General features: G+C 71.6%; 14 protein-coding genes and 1 riboswitch. Of the genes, 9 read left to right on the forward strand and 5 right to left on the reverse strand.

All coding sequences use genetic code 11. The features are described from left to right. Positions 1-39: 39 nt before the first annotated feature. Positions 40-1,887, forward strand: a complete 1,848-nt coding sequence (gene sucB / locus HNR19_RS12170; RefSeq protein WP_179668162.1) for a 2-oxoglutarate dehydrogenase, E2 component, dihydrolipoamide succinyltransferase — start codon at positions 40-42, stop codon at positions 1,885-1,887. A gap of 67 nt (positions 1,888-1,954) precedes the next feature. On the opposite strand, the gene HNR19_RS12175 is transcribed toward sucB, so the two are convergent. Both HNR19_RS12175 and HNR19_RS12180 read right to left on the reverse strand, forming a co-directional pair. Continuing rightward, positions 1,955-2,971 (reverse strand): ribonucleotide-diphosphate reductase subunit beta, encoded by a 1,017-nt coding sequence (locus HNR19_RS12175; protein ID WP_218910227.1) that lies wholly within the window; start codon positions 2,969-2,971, stop codon positions 1,955-1,957. After that, complete coding sequence (locus HNR19_RS12180) at positions 2,968-5,376, reverse strand: ribonucleoside-diphosphate reductase subunit alpha (RefSeq protein ID WP_179668163.1); 2,409 nt, start codon at positions 5,374-5,376, stop codon at positions 2,968-2,970. Before HNR19_RS12180 ends, HNR19_RS12175 begins: the two co-directional genes overlap by 4 nt. A 128-nt stretch (positions 5,377-5,504) precedes the next feature. Next, positions 5,505-5,721, reverse strand: a riboswitch (cobalamin riboswitch). A gap of 78 nt (positions 5,722-5,799) precedes the next feature. Between HNR19_RS12180 and HNR19_RS12185 the strand changes: the two genes are divergently transcribed. After that, positions 5,800-6,705, forward strand: a complete 906-nt coding sequence (locus HNR19_RS12185; protein ID WP_179668164.1) for a TIGR01777 family oxidoreductase — start codon at positions 5,800-5,802, stop codon at positions 6,703-6,705. Here the strand turns inward: HNR19_RS12185 and HNR19_RS12190 are convergent. After that, positions 6,645-7,409, reverse strand: coding sequence for a hypothetical protein (locus HNR19_RS12190; RefSeq protein WP_179668165.1), 765 nt, complete (start codon positions 7,407-7,409; stop codon positions 6,645-6,647). The genes HNR19_RS12185 and HNR19_RS12190 overlap by 61 nt on opposite strands. A gap of 70 nt (positions 7,410-7,479) precedes the next feature. Here HNR19_RS12190 and lipB point away from each other — a divergent pair, with 70 nt between their 5' ends. The 6 genes from lipB (at position 7,480) to HNR19_RS12220 (ending at position 18,822) form a co-directional block, all read left to right on the forward strand. Further along, complete coding sequence (gene lipB, locus HNR19_RS12195) at positions 7,480-8,217, forward strand: lipoyl(octanoyl) transferase LipB (protein WP_343047168.1); 738 nt, start codon at positions 7,480-7,482, stop codon at positions 8,215-8,217. A gap of 74 nt (positions 8,218-8,291) precedes the next feature. Continuing rightward, on the forward strand, positions 8,292-15,107 hold the full coding sequence (locus tag HNR19_RS12200; RefSeq protein WP_179668167.1) for a SpaA isopeptide-forming pilin-related protein: 6,816 nt from the start codon (positions 8,292-8,294) through the stop codon (positions 15,105-15,107). Between the two features lie 96 nt (positions 15,108-15,203). Further along, complete coding sequence (locus tag HNR19_RS12205; RefSeq protein ID WP_179668168.1) at positions 15,204-16,130, forward strand: ATP-binding cassette domain-containing protein; 927 nt, start codon at positions 15,204-15,206, stop codon at positions 16,128-16,130. Beyond that, positions 16,127-17,113 carry a hypothetical protein gene (locus HNR19_RS12210; RefSeq protein ID WP_179668169.1) on the forward strand — a complete coding sequence of 329 codons (987 nt, stop codon included), beginning with the start codon at positions 16,127-16,129 and terminating at the stop codon, positions 17,111-17,113. Before HNR19_RS12205 ends, HNR19_RS12210 begins: the two co-directional genes overlap by 4 nt. Positions 17,114-17,146: 33 nt before the next feature. Further along, positions 17,147-18,112 (forward strand): lipoyl synthase, encoded by a 966-nt coding sequence (lipA, locus tag HNR19_RS12215; RefSeq protein WP_179668170.1) that lies wholly within the window; start codon positions 17,147-17,149, stop codon positions 18,110-18,112. After that, the gene (locus HNR19_RS12220) at positions 18,109-18,822 is read left to right on the forward strand and encodes a DUF4191 domain-containing protein (protein WP_179668171.1); all 714 of its coding nucleotides are present in this window, start codon (positions 18,109-18,111) and stop codon (positions 18,820-18,822) included. Before lipA ends, HNR19_RS12220 begins: the two co-directional genes overlap by 4 nt. On the opposite strand, the gene HNR19_RS12225 is transcribed toward HNR19_RS12220, so the two are convergent. Next, positions 18,819-19,004, reverse strand: a complete 186-nt coding sequence (locus HNR19_RS12225) for a hypothetical protein (RefSeq protein ID WP_179668172.1) — start codon at positions 19,002-19,004, stop codon at positions 18,819-18,821. The two genes, HNR19_RS12220 and HNR19_RS12225, sit on opposite strands and share 4 nt — an antisense overlap. 142 nt (positions 19,005-19,146) lie before the next feature. Then, positions 19,147-19,551, reverse strand: coding sequence for an RDD family protein (locus tag HNR19_RS12230; RefSeq protein ID WP_343047169.1), 405 nt, complete (start codon positions 19,549-19,551; stop codon positions 19,147-19,149). Positions 19,552-19,769: 218 nt separating this feature from the next. On the opposite strand from HNR19_RS12230, the gene glnA reads away from it, so the two are divergent. Then, positions 19,770-21,188: a type I glutamate--ammonia ligase gene (gene glnA, locus HNR19_RS12235; protein ID WP_179668174.1), complete on the forward strand. Its 1,419-nt coding sequence runs from the start codon at positions 19,770-19,772 to the stop codon at positions 21,186-21,188. Positions 21,189-21,320 lie beyond the last annotated feature (132 nt).

A 21,320-nucleotide genomic window follows, 5' to 3' on the forward strand; every position in this document is an offset into this window, starting at 1 on the left:
ACGAACGAACCGCAACCGAGACGAACCGAAGAGGAATCCATGGCCACCGAAGTCCCCCTCCCCGCACTGGGCGAGTCCGTCACCGAGGGCACCGTCACCCGCTGGCTGAAGCAGGTCGGCGACCAGGTTGCCGTCGACGAGCCGCTGCTGGAGGTCTCGACCGACAAGGTCGACACGGAGATCCCCTCGCCGGTCGCGGGCACGCTGCTGGAGATCAAGGCCGAGGAGGACGCCACCGTCGAGGTCGGCGCGGTGCTCGCAGTGATCGGCGACGAGGGCGAGGGCGGCGGTGCCCCTGCGCAGGAGTCGGCCCCGCAGGAGGACGCCCAGCAGGAGGAGCCGGCGCAGGAGCCCGCTCCGCAGGAGAGCACCCAGGAGGAGCAGCCCGCCCCGGCCGAGCAGCCGTCGGCACCGGAGCAGCCCGCCGAGCAGCCGGCCCAGCCCGCCGCGCAGGGCGGTGGCGGATCCGGATCCGGCACGCCGGTGACCCTGCCGGCGCTCGGTGAGTCGGTCACCGAGGGCACGGTCACCCGCTGGCTCAAGCAGGTCGGCGACGAGGTCGCCGTCGACGAGCCGCTGCTGGAGGTCTCGACCGACAAGGTCGACACCGAGATCCCCTCGCCGGTCGCCGGCACGCTGCTGGAGATCAAGGCCGAGGAGGACGAGACGGTCGAGGTCGGTGCCGAGCTCGCCATCATCGGCAGCGGCGCGCCGGCCCAGCAGTCCGCGCCCGCCGAGCCCGAGCCGGAGCCGCAGCCCGAGCCCGCGCAGCAGGAGCAGGCGCCCGCGCAGCCCGAGCCCGAGCCCGAGCCGCAGCCAGAGCCCGCTCAGCAGGAGCAGGCGCCCGCGCAGCCGGAGCCCCAGCAGGAGGCCCCGCAGCAGCAGGCGGCTCCGCAGCAGCAGGCCGCGCCGCAGCAGCAGGCCGCCCCGGCCGAGTCCTCCGCGAGCGAGGGCGCCGGCTACGTCACGCCGCTGGTGCGCAAGCTCGCCGGGCAGCACGGCGTCGACCTCGCCTCGGTGAAGGGCTCCGGCGTCGGCGGTCGGATCCGCAAGCAGGACGTGCTCGATGCTGCCGCCGCGCAGAAGGCGGCGGCACCCGCGGCGCAGTCCTCCGCCCCGGCGGCTCAGTCCTCGGCTCCCGCCGCGGCCGCTCCGGCGCCGGCGACGCCGTCGCCGCTGCGCGGCACGACCGAGAAGGTCAGCCGCCTCCGCAAGGTGATCTCCGAGCGGATGACGCAGTCGCTCCAGGTGTCGGCGCAGCTGACGCAGGTAGTCGAGGTCGACGTCACCAACGTCGCCCGGCTGCGCGAGGCCTCCAAGGCCGACTTCCTGGCACGCGAGGGCGTGAAGCTGAGCTACCTGCCGTTCTTCGCCAAGGCGGCGATCGACGCGCTCAAGGTGCACCCGAAGCTCAACGCGCACCTCGACGCCGAGGCCGGCGAGATCACCTACTACGACCGCGAGAACGTCGCGTTCGCGGTGGACACCGAGCGCGGCCTGCTGACCCCGGTCGTCAAGGAGGCGGGCGACCTGTCCGTCGCCGGCCTGGCGAAGAAGATCGCCGACGTCGCGGAGCGCACCCGCACCAACAAGATCACGCCCGACGAGCTGTCCGGCGGCACGTTCACGATCACCAACCTCGGCAGCGTGGGCGCCCTCTGGGACACGCCGATCATCAACCAGCCGCAGGTCGCCATCCTCGGCCCGGGCGCGGTCGTGAAGCGCCCGGTCGTCATCGACGACCCCGACCTCGGCGAGACCATCGCGATCCGCCACATGGTCTACCTCGCGCTGACCTACGACCACCGCCTGGTCGACGGCGCCGACGCCGGCCGGTTCCTCCAGGAGGTCAAGAAGCGCCTCGAGGCCGGCGCCTTCGAGGTCTGATCGACGTCGTACGCCGAACGGCGGGCTTCCCGGGAGGGAGGCCCGCCGTTCGGCGTACTGAGGAGAGCTAGAAGTCCTCGTCGAACCCGACCGAGCCGCTGACGCCGACCTGGTAGGCCGACACCCGGCGCTCGAAGAAGTTCGACAGCTCCTGCACGTCCTGGAGCTCCATGAACGCCAGCGGGTTGGCCGAGCCGTAGATCGGCTCGAGCCCGAGCCGCTGCATCCGCCGGTCGGCGACGTGCTCGAGGTAGGCGCGCATGTCCGCGGTCGACAAGCCGGCGACGCCCTGGCCGAGCAGGTCCTCGGCGAACTGGGCCTCGGCGTCGACGCCCTCGATCATCATCTGCCGGACCTGGGCGGCGAGCTCGTCGTCGAACAGGTCCGGCTCCTCCTCCCGCACCGTGTCCACGACGTCGAACGCGAACGCCATGTGCATCGACTCGTCGCGGAACACCCAGTTGGTGCCCGAGGCCAGCCCGTTGAGGAGGCCGCGCGAGCGGAGGAAGTAGACGTAGGCGAAGGCGCCGTAGAAGAACAGGCCCTCGATCACCGCCGCGAAGCAGATCAGGTTGAGCAGGAACGCCCGCCGGTGCTCGCGCGTCTCCAGCCGGTCGAGCTCGAAGACCGAGTCGATCCACCTGAAGCAGAAGTCGGCCTTGTGCTTGATCGACGGGATGTTGTCGACGGCCGCGAACGCCTGGTGGCGCTCCTCCTCGTCGGGCACGTAGGTGTCGAGGAGCGTCAGGTAGAACTGCACGTGGACGGCCTCCTCGAACAGCTGCCGCGAGAGGTACAGCCGGCCCTCGGGGCTGTTGACGTGCTGGTAGAGGTTGAGCACCAGGTTGTTGGCCACGATCGTGTCGCCGGTCGCGAAGAACGCGACGAGCCGTGACACCAGGTGTCGCTCGGCATCGGTCAGCCGCGCGAGGTCCGTCAGGTCGGAGTGGAGGTCCACCTCCTCGACCGTCCAGGTGTTCTTGATGGCGTCGCGGTAGCGGTCGTAGAAGTGCGGGTAGCGCATCGGGCGCAGGGTCAGGTTCATGCCGGGGTCGAGCAGCATCCGGTCGCTGGTGGTGTTCATTCGCAGGCCTCGCAGGTCTCGGGGTTCTCGAGCGAGCACGCGACGGCGTCGCTCACGGGCAGGGTGGTGCTGAGGGTGGTGGGCTGGGCGACGGAGACGGTCGCCTGCTGGATCCGGGTCGCCGGCCGCGACCGCAGGTAGTAGGTCGTCTTGAGCCCGACCTTCCAGGCGTGCAGGTACATCGACGAGAGCTTCCCGATCGACGGCCCGGCCACGAACAGGTTGAGCGACTGGCTCTGGTCGATGTACGGCGCCCGCGCGGCCGCGAGGTCGATGAGCGCCCGCTGGGGCAGCTCCCACGCCGTGCGGAAGACGCGCCGTACGTCCTCGGGCAGGGCGGCGATGCCCTGCACCGAGCCCTCGGCGCGCTTGATCTCCTCGCGCACCTCCGGCGTCCAGAGACCGCGCGCCTTGAGCTCGCGGACCAGCGCGCCGTTGACCTGGAGGAACTCCCCCGACAGCGTCTCGCGCTTGAACAGGTTGGAGACCTGCGGCTCGATGCACTCGTAGCAGCCGGCGATCGAGGCGATCGTCGCGGTCGGCGCGATCGCGATGAGCAGCGAGTTGCGCAGCCCGTGCTCGGCGACCCGCTCGCGCAGGGCCGCCCAGCGCTCGGCCTGGGTGGGCGTGACACCCCACAGGTCGGGCTGCAGCTGCCCGGCGGCGGCGCGCGTCCCGTCGTACGCCGGGTGCGGGCCGTGCTCCTCGGCGAGGGCGCACGACACCTCGAGCGCCGTCAGGTAGATCTCCTCGGCGATGCGCGTGGAGAGCTCCCGCGCCTCCTCGCTGTCGAACGCCAGCCCGAGCGCGAAGAAGACGTCCTGGAGGCCCATCACGCCGAGTCCGACCGGACGCCACCGCGGGTTGGACGCGGCGGCCTCGGCACTCGGGTAGAAGTTCACGTCGACGACCCGGTCGAGCAGCGGCAGCGCCGTCCGCACCGTCTCCCGCAGCTTGTCCCAGTCGATGCCGTCCGCCGTCAGGTGCCGGGCGAGGTTCACCGACCCGAGGTTGCAGACCGCGGTCTCGGTGTCGGAGGAGACCTCGATGATCTCGGTGCACAGGTTCGACAGGTGCACGACCGGCCGGCCGGTCCCCGCCTCGTCGCCGGTCTGGTTGCAGGTGCGGTTGCTCGCGTCCTTGAACGTCATCCACCCGTTGCCGGTCTGGGCGAGGGTCCGCATCATCCGGCCGTACAGGTCGCGCGCCCGCACGGTCCGCACGACGCGGCCGTCCGCCTCCGCCCGGCGGTAGGCCTCGTCGAACGCCTCGCCCCACAGGTCCGGCAGCTCGGGCGCCTGGTCGGGGTCGATCAGCGACCACTCCTCGTCGGCCTCGACCCGCCGCATGAACTCGTCGGGGATCCAGTGCGCCAGGTTGAGGTTGTGGGTACGGCGCGCGTCCTCCCCCGTGTTGTCGCGCAGCTCGAGGAACTCCTCGACGTCGGGGTGCCACGGCTCCAGGTAGACGCAGGCCGCGCCCTTGCGTCGACCGCCCTGGTTGACCGCGGCCACCGACGCGTCGAGCGTGCGGAGGAACGGCACGATCCCGTTGGACTGGCCGTTGGTCCCGCGGATCAGCGCGCCGCGCGAGCGCACCCGCGAGAAGGACAGGCCGATGCCGCCGGCGAACTTCGACAGCTTCGCGACCTGCGCGTAGCGGGAGTAGATCGAGTCGAGGTCGTCGCGCGGGCTGTCCACCAGGTAGCACGACGACATCTGCGTGTGGCGCGTGCCGGAATTGAACAGCGTCGGGCTCGACGGCAGGTAGGCGAGCGACGCCATCAGCCGGTAGAACCCGATCGCCTCCCCCGGCGTACGGGCGAGGCCGCAGGCGACGCGGAGCAGGAAGTACTGCGGCGTCTCGACGACCTGCCGGCTCGTGGGGTGCCGCAGCAGGTAGCGGTCGTAGACGGTGCGCAGCCCGAAGTACTCGAACCGGCGGTCGGCGCCGTCGGCGAGCTCGGCGTCGACGGCGAAGTCGAGCTTGCGGGCGTTGTCCTTGACGAACCGGGCGGTGTCGTCGCCGATGAGGCCCTCCGCGTGCCCGAGCGCGATCGCCTGGCTGAACGACGCGATGCCCTGGTTGCGCACCTCCTTGTCGATGTAGCCGGCGAGCAGCCGCGCGGCGAGCCGGGAGTACTCCGGCTCCTCGCCGATCATCTCGGCGGCGGTCTGGATCGACAGCCGGTCGAGCTCGGCGGTGGTCGCGCCGTCGTACAGCCCGCTGATCGTCCGGGTCGCGACCCGCATGGGGTCGACGTCGGGCAGGTCGGCCGCGACCCGGTCGACGGCACGCACGATCTTCGTGACGTCGACGTGCTCGGTGTCGCCGTTGCGCTTGCGCACCGTCATCGTGGTGCGGGTGCTGCCGGTGGCAGAGCCCGGCGAAAGGGTGACCGTCATTTCTCTCTCCTCGCGAGATCGGTCCTGGAAGGTCCGGGGACGCGAGGAGGGACGGTCGTACGACGCCGCAGGCGCGGTCGCCGTACCAGCCGTCGGCCTTCCCGCGAGGCCTCGGACCGCCACGCCCGGCGGGCGTGACGCGCTGGCAGGTCTTCGGACTCGCGGGCACGCCTGCATGCAGACACCTACCGGCCGTCGCTTCCCAGGTCCTCGGACCCAGTGCCGTTGACGGCTTCCGTTCCCACTCACCGCTGCGGGGCAGTCCCGGACTCTCACCGGGTTCCCTCTTGCGACGACCGCCCGCCCTGCCGGGATGACGGTCGAACCAGCTGCGTCGACCACCATATGTAGAACGACCGCCGACATCGGGGACCAGATCTTGGGTCGGCGTGTCGGCTGGGTCGGCGGTGGCAGAGTGGGGCCATGTCGTCGCTGTCGGTCGTCCTGGCCGGGTCCTCGGGGTTCCTCGGCACGCACCTGCGCACCGAGCTCGAGCGCCGTGGGCACCGGGTCACCGCGCTCGTGCGCCGGCCGGCGCGGACGGTCTCGGAGTCGTCGTGGGACCCCACCGCGGGTGTCGTCGACCCGACCGTCGTGGCCGGGGCCGACGTCGTCGTCAACCTCGCCGGCTCCCCCACCCTCGGCAACCCGCACTCGTCGCGCTGGGCGCGCGAGCTGCGAGAGAGCCGGGTGTCGACCACCGGCCTGCTGGCCGCCACGATCGCGGCGTCCGCGCGGCCGCCGGCGTTCCTGGCCGGCAACGCGGTCGGGTGGTACGGCGACCACGGCGACGCCGAGCTCACCGAGTCCGCCGACAGCCGCGGCCACTCGTTCATGACCGGCGTGTGCCGCGACTGGCAGGCAGCGGCGGCGCCGGCGGTCGACGCCGGCGCCCGGGTGTGCTTCCTGCGGACCGCGCCGGTGCAGGACCGGCGCAGCGCTCCGCTCAAGCAGCAGGCGCTGCAGTTCAAGGCGGGCCTCGGTGGCCGGATCGGCGCGGGCCGGCAGTGGATGCCGATGATCTCGCTGCGCGACTGGGTCGGGGCGGTGGCGTTCCTCCTCGAGCACCCGACCGCGACGGGGCCCGTCAACCTGTCGTGCGCCGAGCCGGCGACCAACGCCGAGTTCACCGCCGCGCTCGCCGACGCCGTGCGCCGCCCGGCTCTCCTGCCCGCGCCTGCCCCGCTCGTGCGGCTCGCTGCCGGACGGGTCGCTCCCGACGTGCTCGGGTCGATGCGCGTGCGTCCGGCCGCGCTGCTCGGCTGGGGCTACGAGTTCGCCGACCCGACGGTCGCCGACGTGGTCGCTTCGGGGCTCGACGCGGCCTGAGCCTGGATCCACCGATTCGCCGCGTAGCGAGCGGCCCCAGACGGGTGCGATGGCAAGGCGACCGTCGCGAAGGCATGCTGGGTGCACGTCGAGCGGCGGCAACGCAGCCAGCGCGCCCGGATGGGGTCGCGCAGTGGCGGGGAATCGGTGGATCCAGGCTGTGCCTGGACCGCGGCGAGCAGCCAACGGCCCGCCGTACGGCGGAACTCCAGCCTCCGCACGCTCACCCCGTCACGCGGCAGCGGCCACCGTCGGCCCCGGCCGACCGCGACCGGGCCGGCGAGCCGGTCGGTCACCTCGAGCACGATCCGGCGATCGGTGCGGACCCGCAGGTCGACCGACAGCACCTGCATCGCCATCCCCCGCACCCGCAGCCCACGGCGGACCCAGCGCTCGAGCATGGCGACGTCGTGCGCACCGGCCGCCGAGCCGGGCACGTAGAGCGCGCCCAGCCGGGCAGGGTCGCCGTCACGCCACGCAGCGGCGCGCCGACGGTCCCAGTCGCGGAGCACCGTGAGCGACGCGAGGGCGGCCGACGGGGTCACGTCGCGCGGCACCCGCAGCGGCGTCGTCCCGCTGCTCGCCCCGCCGTGCCCGGGATCGCGCGTGGTGCCGCCGGTCAGCGCCACCGCGAGCAGCGCGGCCACCGCCACCAGCACCACGGCAGTGACGGCGACGGTCCGCCGGGAGGCCCGATCCTCCATGCGCCCAGCCTCGCCCGGATCGACGGCGTCCGCATCCGGTCATCCACAGGCCCGGAGTACGCTTCCGGACGTGAGCGACCTCGTGTTCCGGGAGGTCGGCCTGGGCGCCGACGCGATCGACTACCTGGTGGCGTGGGACCTCCAGCGCGAGCTGCACGCGGCGGTCCGCGAGGGCACCACCGGCGACACGGTCCTCCTGCTCGAGCACCCCCCGGTCTTCACCGCCGGCAAGCGCACCGAGCCGCACTTCTACCCCGCCGACCCGGGCGGCGCGGCCGTGGTCGAGACCGACCGCGGCGGCAAGATCACCTTCCACGGTCCGGGCCAGCTCGTCGGCTACCCGATCGTGCGGCTGCCCGACCACGTCAAGGTCGTCGACTACGTGCGCCGGGTCGAGGAGGCGCTGATCGGCGTCTGCGCCGACCTCGGAGTCACCACCGCGCGGGTGCCCGGCCGCAGCGGCGTCTGGCTCCGGGCCGACGACCGCGGCCCCGAGCGCAAGATCGCAGCGCTCGGCATCCGGGTCCGCGGCGGCGTCACCATGCACGGGTTCTCGCTCAACTGCGACGTCGACCTCGCGTGGTACGACCGGTTCGTCCCGTGCGGCATCGACGACGCCGGCGTCACGTCGCTGTCGCGCGAGCTCGGCCGCGACGTCACCGTCACCGAGGTGCTGCCGTCGGTCCGCCGCCACCTCGGCGAGCTCCTCGCCTGGCGGCCGTACGTCGCCACCCCCGACTACGACCCGCGCCCGGACCCGGCGAAGGGGCCGCGGATCGAGGTGCTGTCCCCGACGGGACGCGCCTGAGCGGCGAGCACCCTCCGGCTGCCTTAGAGTAACGACCACCGCGCAGGGGGTGCGGTGACTCGGGAAGGTGGCCGATGAGGCATCGCAAGCGTTGGACGACCTCGGGACTCGTCCGCCGAACGGCACTGCTGTTCCTCGTTACCGCCCTCTACCTGGCCGGACTCCCCTCGACGCCCGTGCCCGACTCGCTCGAGCCGGTCGCCAACGAGACGCCGTTCTCGCAGGTGTTCTCGACCAACGCCAACGGCGCGATCGTCTCGATCGGCAACAACCTGCTGACCTGCCCGCCGGGCTCGGTCGGGAGCAACATCACCTGCGCCAACGCGCGGGCCGGGTCCCCGGTCAACAACAACTCGTTCAACATGGTCAACCTCGACGCCGACAACGTCGGGTCGACGTTCAACTCCTCGTCGTCCGCCCTCGACCTGCCCGCCGGCGCAACGGTGCTGTGGGCCGGTCTCTACTGGGGCGCACGCCTCTCGGCCGGCTCCGGCGGGACGGCCGGCACCGGCACCCGCACGCAGATGCAGTTCCGGGTGCCGGGCGGCGGCTACCAGACCATCACCTCGCAGGAGGAGTTCGGGCCCAACACCGCCAGCAGCAACGCCTACCAGGAGTTCGCCGACGTCACCTCCCTGGTCAGGGCCGCCGGCAACGGCACCTACTGGGGAGCCAACGTGGTCGCCGGCACCGGCCAGGACCGCTACGCCGGCTGGTCGATCACCGTCGCCTACTCGGCCCCCGGGCTGCCGCTGCGCAACCTGACGATCTTCGACGGCTTCAGCGCGGTCGGCTCGGGCACCCCGGAGACGGTGACGGTCAGCGGCTTCACGGCGCCGCTGTCGGGCCCCGTCGACACGCAGCTGTCGATGGTGGCCTACGAGGGCGACCTGTCGACCAGCGGTGACTTCGCCCGGCTCAACAACACCCAGCTGGCCGACGGCATCTCACCGGGCTCGAACTTCTTCAACGGCACCAACGACCTCTACGGCACGTCGGTCACCACGCGGTCGCCCGCCGACCGCAACATGCTCGGCTACGACATCAAGAACCTCGGTGCGTCCGGGGCGATCCCCAACGGCGCCACCAGCGCGACCTTCACGTTCGGGAGCAGCGGCGACGTCTACTTCCCCGGGGTCGTCGGCCTCGCCATCAACCTCTACGCCCCCGACTTCACGACGTCGTCGAAGTCGGTCGTCAACCTCAGCGGCAACGACCCGGCCCGTCCGGGCGACACCCTCGAGTACACGCTCAACTACGCCAACACCGGGCAGGACCCCGCGGTCCGCTCGGTGTCGGAGGACCCGCTTCCCGCCAACACGACGTACGTCCCCGGCTCGCTCCGGATCCTGAGCGGCCCGGGTGCCGGGCCCCTGACCGACGGCGCCGGTGACGACCGCGGGGAGCTCGACGGACGAACGGTCCGGGTCCGGCTCGGGACGGGCGCGACCGCCACGTCCGGAGGCACGATCCCGGTCGGCTCCTCGACGTCGTACTCGTTCCGCGTCACGCTCGACGACGCCGCGGGCGGGACGACGGTCCGCAACCTCGCCCACCTCGACTACGCCACGGGCACGACCGGCGTCGAGGCGACCTACGACACCCCGCCGACCGCGACCCCCGTGATCAACCGCGCCGACATCGGCGTCTCCAAGACCGTGGCACCAGATCCCGCGGCCGTCGGCGGCGCGGTCGTCGCGACCCTGACCGTCACCAACGACGGCCCCAACACCGCGCGCCAGGTCTCCGTGCGCGACCCGCTCCCGGCCGGCTGGGCCCACGACGGCTTCGACGCTCCGGACGGGGTCACCTGCGAGGTGGTCGACCGGGAGGCCCGGTGCGACGTCGGCAGCATCCCCGACGGCGACTCCGTCGTCATCCGGCTCCGCGGGCACCTCCAGCAGTCCACCGACGCGACCTCCCTCACCAACATCGCGTACGTCGACACGACCTCCTACGACCCGGACCTCAGCGACAACGTCTCTAGCGACACGTTCGGCGTCGTGAGGTCCGCGGACCTCGCCATCACCAAGACGGCGGGTCGCAGCAGCGCCCCCGCCGGCGGCGCCGTGCGCTACACGCTCGAGGTCACCAACAACGGCCCGACCGACGCCGTGGACGTCGTGTTCGCCGACACCGTCGACGACGCCAGCCAGCTCACGCTGACCTCCGTGGTGAGCACGACGGGCGGCGCGAGCTGTACCGCGGCCCAGGGCAGCGCGGTGAACTGCACCGTCGACACCCTTGCTGCGGGCGCGTCCGCCGGCGTCGTCGTCGAGGGCGTGCTCGCGACCACGCTCGAGCCGGGCACCGTCGTGGGCAACACCGGCAGCGTCGGCTCCTCGGTCCCCGACCCCGAGCCGTCCGACAACCGGGCGACTGCCCAGGTCACCGTGGCCGACCCGGTCGCCGACGTCCGGCTGGTCAAGGACGCACCGGCGACCGCGACGGCCGGAGGCACGATCACCTACGACCTGACGGCGACGAACCACGGTCCGTCCCCGGCGACCGGTGTCACCGTCACCGACACCGTCCCGGCGGGCATCACCCCGACGTCGGCCACGGCCAGCCGCGGCACCTGCACGATCAGCGGACAGACCGTCACCTGCGAGGTCGGCGGGCTCCCTGCGGGCCCGGCCGGCGAGCCGGGCGGCGCCGTACAGATCCAGGTGACCGGGACCGTCGCAGCCGCGGCGTCGGGCACTCGCACCAACGTCGCCGACGTGGCCTCGACCAGCACCGACCCGGCACCGGGCAACAACACCGCGAGCGCGACGACCACCATCGACCGGGTGGTCGACCTGGTCGTCACCAAGCAGGCGAACCGGACGTCGCTCCCTGCGGCGAGCCCCGGCGACCCGCGGACGGTCCGCTACGTCATCACGGTCGCCAACGAAGGTCCCTCGGTCGCCACGGGGGTCACGGTCTCCGACAAGGTGCCGCTGGTCGACGGCTTCACCGTGACCTCGGCGGTGCCCGACAGCGGGACGTGCGACACGTCCGAGGCGGGTACCCCGCAGCCGGGCGACGCCGACCACGGGCTGATCACCTGCGACCTCGCCGCGACGATCCCCGTCGGCGGCTCGCAGCAGGTGGTCGTCACGATGGTCGCCCGCGCCGACCTGACCACCGGTCCCGACCTCACCGAGACCGTCACCGCGAGCGCGCCCGGCGAGCCGTCGGCCAACCTCGGCAACAACGAGGCCACCTGGACCCTCAGCGGGCAGCCGGTGAGCGACCTCGCGCTCGAGAAGAGCGCACCGGCCACCGCGACCGCGGGCACGACCGGCGTCTACGGCTTCGAGATCACCAACAACGCCACGCTGGAGGGCGAGGCCGCGCTCGCCCCCACGCTGGTCGACACGCTCCCGGACGGCGTCACCCTCGTCCCCGCGGGAGCGCCCGGATCCGTCACCCCGGCCTACTGCACGGCCGCGGGGCAACAGGTCACCTGCGACCTCCCGATCCCGGCGATGAACCTGGATCCGGGCCAGTCCCGCACCGTCGAGATCACGGTGCGGTTCGCGGCCGACCTCCCGGCCGGCACGACCCTCGTCAACGTCGCCGAGGCGCGCAACCGACCGAGCAACCCGGACCCGGCACCGGCCAACAACGTCTCGTCGGCGAGCACGACCGTCGTCGCCGAGGCCGACGTCCTCGTGACGGACCTGACGATCACGTCGCCCGACCCGTCCTACCAGGGCGCTGGGTCGCCGCGCGACATCGTCTTCACGCTCCGCAACGACGGGCCGTCGGTCGCCCGCGACGTCGAGTTCCGGCTCGCCGTCGACTGGGACGCCGCGATCATCGACGGCCAGCTGCCCGCCGATTGTGCCCTCCTGGACGGCGAGCTCGTGTGCACGATCGACGGCCGCGACCTGGCACCCGGCGAGGAGGTCACCTTCGGCGTGCGCGTCCTGATCGCGGGCTACCAGGAGGCCGGCGACTACGTCGCGCGCGTCGACGTGACGACCTCGACGCCTGAGTCCGACCTGGCCAACAACGACGCGCAGGCGGCGACGACGATCACGGCCCCGCGCACGGAGCTCGACGTGACGAAGGCGGCCGTCGACCCGGTCGAGAACCCTGCCGACGGGCACGACTCGTTCGTCGCTGGCACCGCCTTCGCCTACCAGGTCACCGTCGGCGTGCCGACCGGCATCGGCGAGCTGATCGCCGACGCGCAGGACGTCACAGTCACCGACACGCTTCCGGCCGGCATGACGCCGACCGCCGTCAGCACCACCGCCGGCACCTGCGACATCGCCGGGCGCACGGTGACCTGCGACCTCGGAACACTCTCAGCCTGGCCCGGGACCGACGAGCCCGTCGTGATCACCGTCAGCGGCACGGTCGAGGTCGATGCCGAGGCGGAGCAGGTCGACAACACCGCCACCGCCACGTCGACCACGCCGGACACCTCCGGCTCCCCCGCGAGCGGTACGGCGACGGCGACGGTGGACATCATCGAGATGGCCGACCTTCAGCAGTTCAAGGTCGCCGACGCCCCCGTGACCTACGTCGGGGGCGACGTCGGCTACACGCTGACCACGGTCAACGCCGGGCCGTCGGCGGTCGAGGAGGCCACCGTCACCGACACCCTGCCGACCGGGCTGACGCTCGACCCCGCCCAGTCCCCGGACTGCGCGGTGACGGGCGGTACGCCGGCCACGGGCCAGCAGGTCACCTGCTCCCTCGGCGCGCTCGGCGTCGGCGACTCGATCTCCGTCCGGGTGGTCGCGAGCACCTCCCCCGACGACTCGCCCCGGACGATCACCAACACGGCCACGGTCAGCTCGCCGGCGACCGATCCGGACCCCGACAACGACACGGCGTCGGTGACCACCGACCTCGACGTGCTCGCCGACGTGGCGATCTCGTCCTCGGTGAGCACCACGACGCCGGCCGCGGGACAGGACGTGACGTTCACCGGTTACACGATCAACAACGGCCCGTCGGCCGCGCGGGACGTGACCGGCTCGACGACCTTCCCGGCGGGCTTCGTGCCGGTCAGTCACAACGTCCCGTTCAACACCTGTGAGTGGAGCCCGGCAGCGCCGGCCGATCCCTATGCCGAGCCGTGGAGCGACACCCGCTACACACTGACCTGCCGCTCGGCCGACCCGTCGCGGCTCTTCGAGCCCGGGTTCGCCAACACGAGCGTGGTCGTGATGCACGTGCCCACCGACACCCCGACCGGCACGTACCGCGCCGAGGGTCAGATCGAGACGTCGACCCCGGAGTCGACGTACGCCAACAACACGACCGAGCAGGTCCTCTCGGTGCAGCGGGTCTCGGACCTCCACCTCACCAAGACCCTGGTGCGCCCCGACCCGATGCAGGCCGGGGAGCCCGCGACCTGGCGGATCACCGTCACCAACGACGGGCCCTCTGCCGCCAACAACGTCGTCGTCGCCGACCGGGTGCCCGACAGCATGACGTTCGTCAGGGCGACGGACGACACCGACGACCCGTGCCCGGCTCCGGAGGTCACCGACAACGACGTGGTCGTCCGGTGCACGCTCGGCACCCTCCGCGTCGGGGAGTCGGCGTCCGCGACGATCACCATGGTCCTGCCCGACGGGGCGGGGCGGAACGTGTGCAACACCGCCCTCGTCGGCTCCGAGTCGCTCGACCCGGCAGCGGGCGACAACGACGACCGGGCGTGCGGGACGACGATCGCCGGCCGGGCGGACATCTCGCTCGTGAAGGTCGACCCGGCGGACGACACGCGACTCGCGGGAGCGGTGTTCCAGCTCTACGTCGACGACGGCGACGGCGAGGCCGACCCGGCGACGGACCGGCCGCTGGGGACGGAGTGCACGACGGACGCGCAGGGCCGGTGCGTCCGCCGCGGTCTGCCGTTCGGGGACTACTTCTGGTACGAGGTCTCGCCCGCGCCGGGCTATCAGGTGCCGCAGGACCGGACCAGCCCGCTGATCACGATCAACCAGGCCAACGGAGGCACCGAGGTCGGGCCCTACCGGTTCACCAACAACCGCCTGCCCGGGGCCGCGCAGGTGCGCAAGGTGGACGCGGTGACGGGCAAGGTGCTGGAGGCGGCGACGTTCGACCTCTACCGCGATACCGACGGCGACGGAGAGTACGACGACGGTGACGCGCTGATGGGCACCTGCACCACCAACGAGACCGGCACCTGCCGCCTGGAGGACCTCGACTTCGGCACGTACTTCTGGGTGGAGACCCTCGCGCCACGCGGCTACGTCCTGCCGGACTCCCCCGTCGCCGATCCCTTCGTCATCGACGCAGGCAACGTCGGCGACGAGCAGACGACCACCGTCGAGGACGACCGGGCCCCGTGGACCGTGACCAAGCGCAGCGACCCGCCGTCCGGGAGCGAGGTGCTGGCCGGCGACGTCATCACCTACACGCTGACCGCCAGCCCGTTGACGGACTCCGGGGCTCTCGACGCGCGCGTGGTCGACGACCTGGCCGACGTGCTGGACGACGCGCGGTTCGTCCCCGGCTCGATCGATGCCGAGGCCGGCACGGCCCGGAAGCGCGGCGACGCGCTGCGGTGGCACATCCCGGTCCTCGACCGTCCGCTCTCCCTGACCTACCAGGTGCAGGTGACCCGGGACGCTGAGGAGGGCGCGCTCGTCGCGAACAGCGCGAGCGGCACCGGACCAGGCGCCGAGCCCTGCGCGCGCCCCGGCTGCGACAACACCAGCCACGAGGTCGGCGCCGACGACGGGAACGAGCCACCGGATTGCACGTCGAGTGCAACGGCGGCGTGCCCCGACCCCGACGGCGACGACCAGGACGGCACCCTCCCCGACACCGGCGGGCCGCCGTGGTGGCTGGTCCCGATCGGCCTGCTGCTTGTCGCGCTCGGCGCGGTCGTCGTCCGACGGTCGCGGCGCGCCTGACCGACCAGCACCACCGACCGGCGCGCCTCCGCGCAAACCTTTCGGTCCCTGAGATCGTCTGACCTTCGTGACCGACCCGCGGACGGAGGCTCCCCTGTGAGCGACCTGGTGATCGAGACCAGTGGCCTGCGCAAGGAGTTCCGCTCCCTGCGCGGAGGCACGCGGGTCGCCGTACAGCATCTCGACCTGGCGGTCCCCGCCGGTGGCCGGGTGCACGGCTTCCTCGGGCCCAACGGCTCGGGCAAGACGACCACGATCCGGATGCTGCTCGGGCTGGCCCGGCCGACGAAGGGCACGATGCGCCTGTTCGGCGAGCCCGTGCCGGACCGGCTGCCGCACGTCATCGGGCGAGTGGGAGCGGTGGTCGAGTCGCCGAAGTTCTCGCCCAACTTCAGCGGCCGCCGCAACCTCCAGCTGCTCGCCGGCGCGATCGGCGCTCCCGCGACGCGGGTGGACGCCGCATTGGAGCAGGTGAAGCTGACCGGCCGCGACAAGGACCGCTACAAGGGCTATTCGCTCGGCATGAAGCAGCGGCTCGCGATCGCCGCGACCCTGCTGAAGGAGCCCAGCCTGCTCATCCTCGACGAGCCGACGAACGGCCTCGACCCGGCCGGCATCCGCGAGATCCGCGAGACCATCCGCGACCTGGGGACCTCCGGCGTGACGGTGCTGCTGAGCTCGCACATCCTCGCCGAGGTGCAGCAGGTCTGCACCTCCGCGACGATCATCGGCAACGGCAAGCTGCTCGCCTCGGGCGACGTGGACGACCTGCTGGGCGCCGGTACGGCGTACCGCGTGGCGACGCCGGACCCGGCGGCCGCCGCCGAGGTGCTGACGCGGGCCGGCCTGGCTCCGACCGTGCTCGACACCGGCCTCCAGGTCGACACCGACCAGCCGTCGGAGGTGACGAGGGTGCTCGGTGAGGCGGGCATCTGGCTGAGCGAGCTCACGCCGCTGCGCGCCGACCTCGAGTCCTACTTCCTCGCGCTCACCGAGGACGAGCAGCTGGGAGAGCAGGCATGACCCGCCTGCTGCGGGTCGAGCTCGCCCGATTCGTCGCCCGTCGCGCGGTGCTCGTGCTGCTGGGCCTCGCGATCCTGATCCCCGGCGTGATCGGTGTCGCGACCGTGATCAACACCGAGCCGCCGCCCGCCGACAAGCTCGCGCGCGCCGAGGCGCGGGCGGAGCGCGAGGCGGAGAAGCCTCGGTCCCAGCGCCAGCTGCAGCGCTGCATCGACACCCCCGAGGAGTGGGGCGTCAACCCGGAGATCGACGACGTCGAAGACGTGTGCGCCGAGCAGGTGCTTCCCCGCGCCGACTGGTACGTCTACTGGGACGAGCTCGCGCTGGAGGAGGAGCGCGAGGAGGGCTCGGGCTTCGTCGTCGTGCTGGTGCTGGCCGTGCTGATGCTCATCGCCGGCACCACGTTCGCCGGGCACGACTGGGCCAGCGGCTCGGTCAGCAACCAGCTGCTCTTCGAGCCCCGCCGCGTACGCGTCTGGACGGCCAAGGCCGTGGTGGTCACCGCCGTCGCGGGAGCGCTCACGGCTGCCGTCGTGACGGCGTACTGGCTCCTGCTCGCCGCGGTCGTCCGCTCCCGTGACATCGCCGTCCCGGACGGACTGCTGCTCGACTGCCTGCAGAGCGGGTGGCGGGGAGCGGGCGTCGCCGCCGCGGCCGGTCTCGCGGGGTACGCGTTGACCATGCTGTTCCGCAGCACCGTCGCGGCCCTCGGCATCCTCCTCGCGGTGTGCGTCACTGGCGGTGTCGTGCTGGCGGTCATCGGCATCGACTCGGTGTGGAACCCCGGCCTGAACCTGGCGGCGATCATCCTCGACGGCACGACGTACTGGGCCGAGGTCCCGTGCGGCACGCAGGGAGACGTCGGGATGTGCGAGGTGGAGAAGGAGCTCAGGATCGGCCGCGCGCTGGCCTTCGTGGTCCCGGTACTCGCAGCCGCCTGCGCCGCCTCACTGGCGTCGTTCTGGCGACGCGACGTCGGCTGAGGTCCGCGAAGGGTGCGGGAGTAGGCTGACGGGGTGACCAGCACCGCCCCCACGCCCACTCCCGAGGGCCGGAAGCTGCTCCGTCTGGAGGTCCGCAACGCGGAGACCCCGATCGAGCGCAAGCCGGCCTGGATCAAGACCACGGCGAAGATGGGACCCGAGTACCGCCAGCTGCACAACCTGGTGAAGTCCGAGGGCCTCCACACCGTGTGCCAGGAGGCGGGCTGTCCCAACATCTTCGAGTGCTGGGAGGACCGCGAGGCCACGTTCCTCATCGGCGGCGACCAGTGCACGCGCCGCTGCGACTTCTGCCAGATCGACACCGGCAAGCCGCAGCCGCTCGACCGCGACGAGCCGCGCCGGGTGGCCGAGTCGGTGCGCTCGATGGAGCTGCGCTACGCCACCATCACCGGCGTCGCACGCGACGACCTCGAGGACGGCGGCGCCTGGCTGTACGCCGAGACCGTGCGGGCGATCCACGAGCTCAACCCCGGCACCGGCGTCGAGAACCTGATCCCCGACTTCAACGGCCGGCCCGAGCTGCTCCAGCAGGTCTTCGAGTCGAGGCCCGAGGTGCTCGCCCACAACGTCGAGACGGTGCCGCGGATCTTCAAGCGGATCCGGCCCGCATTCCGCTACGAGCGCTCGCTCGACGTGATCACGCAGGCCCGCGCGTTCGGCCTCGTCACGAAGTCCAACCTGATCCTCGGCATGGGCGAGACCCGCGAGGAGGTCAGCCAGGCGATGCAGGACCTCTACGACGCCGGCTGCGAGCTGCTGACGATCACCCAGTACCTGCGCCCGTCGCTCCACCACCACCCCGTGGAGCGGTGGGTCAAGCCGGAGGAGTTCGTCGAGCTCCGCGAGGAGGCCGAGGACATCGGCTTCCCGGGCGTGCTGTCCGGCCCCCTCGTCCGTTCGTCCTACCGCGCCGGTCGCCTGTACCGTCAGGCGATCGAGTCCCGTCAGTCCGAAGAGATGCAGGTCAGCAACGCATGAGCAACACTCCGCTCGATCCGTCGACGATGAGCCGGCGGCAGCAGATCGTCGAGACGTTCAAGATGTCCCGACAGGTCGACAAGGCCATCGGGTGGTGGATGCTCGGCGCCTTCCTGCTCTTCGGCGGTGCGGGCTTCGCCGTCTTCTACTTCCTGCTCCCGGGGAGCGGCACGTTCGCCCTCGTGATGGCGATCATCGCCGGGCTCCTCATCGGCCTGCTGGCGATGATGATCGTGTTCAGCCGACGGGCGCAGAAGGCGGCGTACACCCGGATGGAGGGGCAGGTCGGCGCCGGTGCCCGCGCGCTCACGATGCTCCGCCGCGGCTGGACGACCGAGCAGATGATCGGGTTCACCAAGCAGCAGGACCTCGTCCACCGGGTCGTCGGCCCGCCGGGCATCGTCCTGGTCGGCGAGGGCAACCCCAGCCGGCTCAGGGCGCTGCTGGCGAGCGAGCGCCGGAAGCACGAGCGGGTGGCCGCCGAGTATCCCGTGCACGAGGTCATCGTCGGCTCGGGTGAGGGCGAGGTGCCGCTGCCCAAGCTGGTGCGGCACGTCCAGAAGCTCGGCCGTCAGGTCAAGCCCGCCGAGCTCACCGAGCTGCTCCACCGGCTCAAGGCGCTCGACGCCCAGCGGCCGAAGGTGCCGATGCCCAAGGGCCCGGTGCCGACGAGCATGAAGGGCATGCGCGGCAACCTGCGCGGCCGCTAGACGCCCAGCTCCCGCGCGAACTGCGGCACGAACCGGCGACGCGGCCGGGGCACGGCCGGCGTCATGGTCTCGTAGCCGCGATCTGCTGAACGCGCATCGCGCGGCGCGCGGCGCTGCTCGGCGGCGCGCACCCGGTCGCTGATCTGGTGGCGGGCTACCTGCTCGGTGACGTAGACGGACATGGCGAGCTCCTGAGGTCGGGACCCGGGGTGCTCTCCCCGGTGATCCTCACGGTCGCCCTAAGGCCACGGGTGGAACATCGGCCGGATGCCTCATTTCCGCGCCCGGTCCGGGCCGGCCGGCTGCCTAAGGTGGCAGCGGTCATCAGGCCCCGCGCAGCTTGGCGAGGGTGCCGAACGTGACCGTCGCCGTGCCCGCTGCGACGTCGTGGAGCCCCCTGCCGTCGGGGCGGAACACCAAAGGCGGGATCACCAGGATCACCAGCACCTGGCGCACGAACAGCTTCAGCGGGTTGAGCCGGCGCAGCGGCCCCTCGGCCGGCACGACGCAGAGCCCGGTCAGGATCTTGCCGATCGAGCCCCCGCCGAGCCAGGTGAGCACCGTGGCCTCCATCACGTAGACGAGCAGCGTGTAGCCCTGTGCGCCGGAGCCCGGCTCGCCGTACCGGTCGAGTCCGACGAAGCCGAGGACGACGAGGGTCGAGATCGCCCAGTCGACGAAGAGCGCGAGGATCCGGCGTCCCCAGGACGCGGTCGGGAAGTCGGCCACCCGCACAGGCTAGACACCCTGCGGAGCGCCCATGGCGGCGCCTGTCGGGAAACCTGTTACATCACTGAAACAAAAGGGTCATGGACGGGAAACCGCCCGTTCGTACGTTTCGGTCAGCGGAGATCCACGCAGCGTCGCGTAGGTACGATCGCTCGAGACCTCGATCCCACCGGAGGGATCCCAACCGGAGGCTGACCTGGTCAGCCGAGGAGGAACGAATGTTCAGCAACAGCGAAGAGCTGCTCAAGTTCATCGCGGACGAAGGCGTCGAGATGGTCGACGTGCGCTTCTGCGACCTGCCCGGCATCATGCAGCACTTCACCGTGCCCGTGTCGTCGTTCGACCAGTCGGTGTTCGACGACGGTCTCGGCTTCGACGGCTCGTCGATCCGCGGCTTCCAGGCCATCAACGAGTCGGACATGGCGCTCTTCCCCGACCCGACGACGGCCTACATCGACCCGTTCCGCAAGTCGAAGACGCTGAACATCAACTTCTTCATCCACGACCCGATCACGGGCGAGGCCTATTCCCGCGACCCGCGCAACATCGCGCGCAAGGCGCTGGCCTACCTCGACAGCACCGGCATCGCCGACACCGCGTTCTTCGCTCCCGAGGCCGAGTTCTACATCTTCGACTCGGTCCGCTACTCGACGGGCGAGAACGAGGGCTACTACCACATCGACTCCGTCGAGGGCTGGTGGAACTCCGGCGCCCAGGACGACAACCGCGGCTACAAGACCCGCTACAAGGGCGGCTACTTCCCCGTCGAGCCCTACGACCACTACAGCGACCTGCGCGCCGACATGGTCAAGAACCTCGAGGCCGTCAACCTGCAGGTCGAGCGCGCCCACCACGAGGTCGGCACCGCGGGCCAGGCCGAGATCAACTACAAGTTCGACACGCTGCTCAAGGCCGCAGACGATGTCATGAAGTTCAAGTACATCATCAAGAACACGGCGTGGGCCGAGGGCAAGTCGGTCACCTTCATGCCGAAGCCGATCTACGGCGACAACGGCTCGGGCATGCACGTGCACCAGTCGCTGTGGAAGGGCGGCGAGCCGCTGTTCTACGACGAGAGCGGCTACGGCGGCCTGTCCGACGTCGCCCGCTGGTACATCGGCGGCATCCTCAAGCACGCGCCGGCCGTGCTGGCGTTCACCAACCCGACGGTGAACTCCTACCACCGCCTGGTCCCCGGCTTCGAGGCCCCGATCTCGCTGGTCTACTCCTCGCGCAACCGCTCCGCATCGGTCCGGATCCCGATCACCGGCACCAACCCGAAGGCGAAGCGCGTCGAGACCCGCTTCCCCGACCCGTCGGCGAACCCCTACCTCGCCTTCTCGGCGCTGATGCTCGCCGGTCTCGACGGCGTCCAGAACAAGATCGAGCCGGCCGCGCCGATCGACAAGGACATCTACGAGCTCCCGCCGGACGAGATGGCCGAGATCGCCCAGGTGCCGACCTCCCTCGGCGCCGTCCTCGACGCCCTCGAGGACGACCACGACTTCCTCACGGCCGGCAACGTGTTCACGCCGGACCTGATCGAGACGTGGGTCGACTACAAGCGCACCAACGAGATCGCGCCGGTGCAGCTGCGGCCGCACCCGCACGAGTTCGAGCTCTACTACGACATCTAGACCTAGATATAGGAGAACGGCCGAACTCGTTCTCCAGAGTCGTCGAAAGTGGCGGCTGGCCTGCGGAAAGCTCCGTGGCGTCAGCCGCCACTTCTCGTTGGGGAGCACGTGAGGTGCAGCAGTGAGCGGGCA

The organism is Nocardioides thalensis (assembly GCF_013410655.1).
In the GTDB taxonomy this organism is placed as follows: Bacteria; Actinomycetota; Actinomycetes; order Propionibacteriales; family Nocardioidaceae; genus Nocardioides; species Nocardioides thalensis.